The sequence below is a fragment of the Mesorhizobium sp. M7A.F.Ca.CA.001.10.2.1 genome, from assembly GCF_003998575.1.
Classification (GTDB): domain Bacteria; phylum Pseudomonadota; class Alphaproteobacteria; order Rhizobiales; family Rhizobiaceae; genus Mesorhizobium.
In genome coordinates this window covers 1-2,865 of the sequence record NZ_RZQY01000729.1, presented here as the reverse complement: position 1 = coordinate 2,865, position 2,865 = coordinate 1, and the positions used below count along the sequence as shown (strand labels likewise).

At 64.5% G+C, this 2,865-nt stretch carries 4 protein-coding genes; 2 read left to right on the top strand and 2 right to left on the bottom strand.

Features of this window, described 5'->3' with window-relative positions; translation table 11 throughout:
* The first annotated feature begins 190 nt into the window (after window positions 1-190).
* A complete protein-coding gene (locus EN964_RS30745) occupies window positions 191-1,081 on the top strand; it encodes a YicC/YloC family endoribonuclease (RefSeq protein ID WP_127272657.1) in 891 nt (296 codons plus the stop codon).
* Window positions 1,082-1,084: 3 nt separating this feature from the next.
* Entirely contained in the window at window positions 1,085-1,741 is a 657-nt protein-coding gene (gmk, locus tag EN964_RS30740; protein ID WP_013532512.1) for a guanylate kinase, read from the top strand.
* 137 nt (window positions 1,742-1,878) lie between these two features.
* Here gmk and rsmA read toward each other — a convergent pair whose 3' ends face one another.
* Both rsmA and EN964_RS30730 read right to left on the bottom strand, forming a co-directional pair.
* Entirely contained in the window at window positions 1,879-2,718 is an 840-nt protein-coding gene (gene rsmA, locus EN964_RS30735; protein ID WP_127268606.1) for a 16S rRNA (adenine(1518)-N(6)/adenine(1519)-N(6))-dimethyltransferase RsmA, read from the bottom strand.
* A 10-nt stretch (window positions 2,719-2,728) separates the two neighbouring features.
* Window positions 2,729-2,865 (bottom strand): 4-hydroxythreonine-4-phosphate dehydrogenase PdxA (locus EN964_RS30730; protein ID WP_206528782.1); only part of this gene is annotated, 137 nt, incomplete at its 5' end.

The window sequence follows — 2,865 nt, the reverse complement described above, 5'->3', positions numbered from 1 at the left end:
GCGACGGCGCCGGTGACGCGGGCGCTGCCCAGTAAATGAAGGAAGGCGTTGCCCGGCAGGCACCCCCCTGACATTTGGAAGAGCGCCGCGCGTCCGGTTTCGACGCGCCTGCGGCGCAATCTTTTTCAAGCCGCACTCGCTCTGTCCGGAAAGCCGGTTCAGGGCGATGTGCCAGGGACGTGTGGGCGATATGAATTTGCAGAGCATGACCGGTTTTGCACGTGCCGTCGCCGAGCACGAAGGCACCTCGATCGCCTGGGAGGTCAAGTCCGTCAACGGCAAGAGCGTCGAGGTACGGCTGCGGCTGCCGCAAGGCTTCGAGCGGTTGGAACCTGCTGTCCGGCAAATACTTCAGAAACGTTTTGCACGCGGCAATTTCCAGGCGACGCTGACCATCGGCCGTGCCGTTGGCGCGCAGGCGCAGCCGGTCGTCAACGAAGCCTTCCTGAAGGACCTTGCTGGGCTCGCCAAACGGCTGCAGGAGCAATTCGGCGTTGCTGCGGCGACGTCGGATGGATTGCTTTCGCTGCGCGGCGTGCTCGACATTCCTGAAACCGTCGAAACCGAGGAGGCGAGGGCCGCGCTCGATGCCGCGGTCATGGCCGCGCTCGAAGTGGCCTTGAACGGGCTCGAACAGGCACGGCAGGGCGAAGGAGCCGCGCTGGCTTTGCTGTTGTCGGGTCATATCGACACGATCGAGGCGCTGACGCTGCGGGCAGAAGTGGATCCATCCCGCGAGACCGCGGTGATCCGCGAACGCATCGCCGAGCAGGTCAGGCTGCTGATGGACGCTTCCGCCAATCTGGATGCCACCCGACTGCATATGGAGGCGGCGTTCCTGGCCACCAAGGCCGATATTCGCGAAGAGATCGACCGGCTGAAAACGCATGTCGCATCCGGCCGGGCACTGCTGGTGGGCGGCGGCGCGGTCGGTCGCAAGCTCGATTTTCTGGCACAGGAATTTAACCGCGAATCGAATACGCTGTGTTCCAAATCGAATGCCGCAGCCATCACCGCGATCGGCCTGGACCTGAAGGCGGTGGTCGACCAGTTTCGTGAACAGATCCAGAATCTGGAGTAGCCGATGGTTGCCAAGGATTTGGGGTCCCGCATACGCCGCCGGGGCCTGATGCTCGTCCTGTCGTCGCCGTCCGGCGCCGGCAAGTCGACGATCGCGCGCAATCTTCTGGAAAGCGATTCCAGCCTCGAACTGTCGGTCTCGGTCACCACCAGGCCGCGCCGTGGAAGCGAGATCGAAGGCGTCCACTATCATTTTCGGACGATGCGCGAATTCGAGCGGCTTCGTGATTCCGACGCGCTGCTGGAGTGGGCCGAGGTGCATGGCAATTGCTATGCGACGCCGCGCGAACCGGCCGAACTGGCGCTGTCCGAGGGGCGCGACATGCTGTTCGACATCGACTGGCAAGGCGCCCAGCAGCTCAAGGAGAAGATGCGCGCCGACATTGTCTCGATCTTCATCCTGCCGCCATCGATGAAGGAGTTGAAGGCGCGGCTGAAACGTCGCGCTGAAGACCAGGAGGCGGTGATCGAGACGCGGCTGAAAAACGCCCGCAACGAGATCGAGCACTGGAAGGAATATGATTTCGTCATCGTCAATGATGACCTTGACCGCGCCTTCGCCGAAGTGCGCGGCATCGTCGTCGCCGAGCGGCTAAGACGCGACCGCCGGCCAGGCCTGTTCGATTTCGTCTCTGGACTGTTGGACGAGAAGACGGGCTGAGACCTCTTCCTTCGCACCGTTCACGGGGAGAAGGTGGCCCGAAGGGCCGGATGAGGGGCGGTGCTGGCATTTCAAGGTTCGTGCTGCCCCCTCATCTGCCTGCCGGCATCTTCTCCCCGTAAACGGGGAGAAGAGAGCTACACGGCATTGGTCAGCCGCACGAATTCCTCGACGCTGAGCGTCTCGGCGCGGCGTGTCGGATCGATGCCGGCGCGTTCGAGCAGGGCCTCGCCGCCGAGGCTTTTCACGCTCTGCCGCAGCATCTTGCGACGTTGGCCGAAAGCGGCTTCTGTGACGCGGCCGAGTTTCTTCACCTCGGCGGGCAGGGGCGTCGGGCGCGGCACCAGATGCACCACCGAGGAGGTGACCTTTGGCGGCGGCGTGAATGCCTGTGGCGGTACGTCGAAGGCGATCCTCGCCTCCGTCCGCCAGCCGGCAAGAACCCCCAGCCGGCCATAGCTGTCGCTGCCGGCAGGCGCGACGATGCGCTCGGCCACCTCGCGCTGGAACATCAAAGTCATCGAGGTGTAGAAAGGCGGCCAGTCGCTGACCGTCAACCAGCGCACCAGCAGCTCCGTGCCGATATTGTAGGGCAGGTTGGCCACGATCTTGACCGGACCGCCATTGCCGGTCGCTCGGCTGGCAAGGCCTGCGAAATCCGTCTTCAGCGCATCGCCGGAAACAACCTCCAGCCGGCCGGGATAATGATCGGACACTTCGGCAAGGGCCGCTAGGCAGCGTTCGTCACGCTCGATGGCGATGACGTGACGCGCGCCGTTGGAAAGCAGGGCGCGGGTCAGCCCGCCGGGACCGGGACCGACCTCGATCACGGTTGCATCGGACAAGTCGCCGGCGGTGCGCGCGATCTTGCCGGTGAGGTTGAGGTCGAGCAGGAAATTCTGGCCGAGCGCCTTCTTTGCCCGCAGCCCATGACGCTCGATCACCTCGCGCAGCGGCGGCAGCCCGTCGATGCTCATGCCCGAGATCTCATACCGCAACCGCCTTCGTGTTCGTGTCGGCCAGCCGCCGGGCAAGCTTCAGCGCCGCTATCAGGCTGTCGGGCCGCGCCACACCCTTGCCGGCGATGTCGAAGGCCGTGCCGTGGTCGGGCGAGGTGCGGATGA

Coding starts and splice junctions, on each gene's coding strand:
- EN964_RS30745 (WP_127272657.1), top strand. CDS start 191: ATGAATTTGCAGAGCATGACCGGTTTTGCACGTGCCGTCGCCGAGCAC.
- rsmA (WP_127268606.1), bottom strand. CDS start 2,718: ATGAGCATCGACGGGCTGCCGCCGCTGCGCGAGGTGATCGAGCGTCAT.
- gmk (WP_013532512.1), top strand. CDS start 1,085: ATGGTTGCCAAGGATTTGGGGTCCCGCATACGCCGCCGGGGCCTGATG.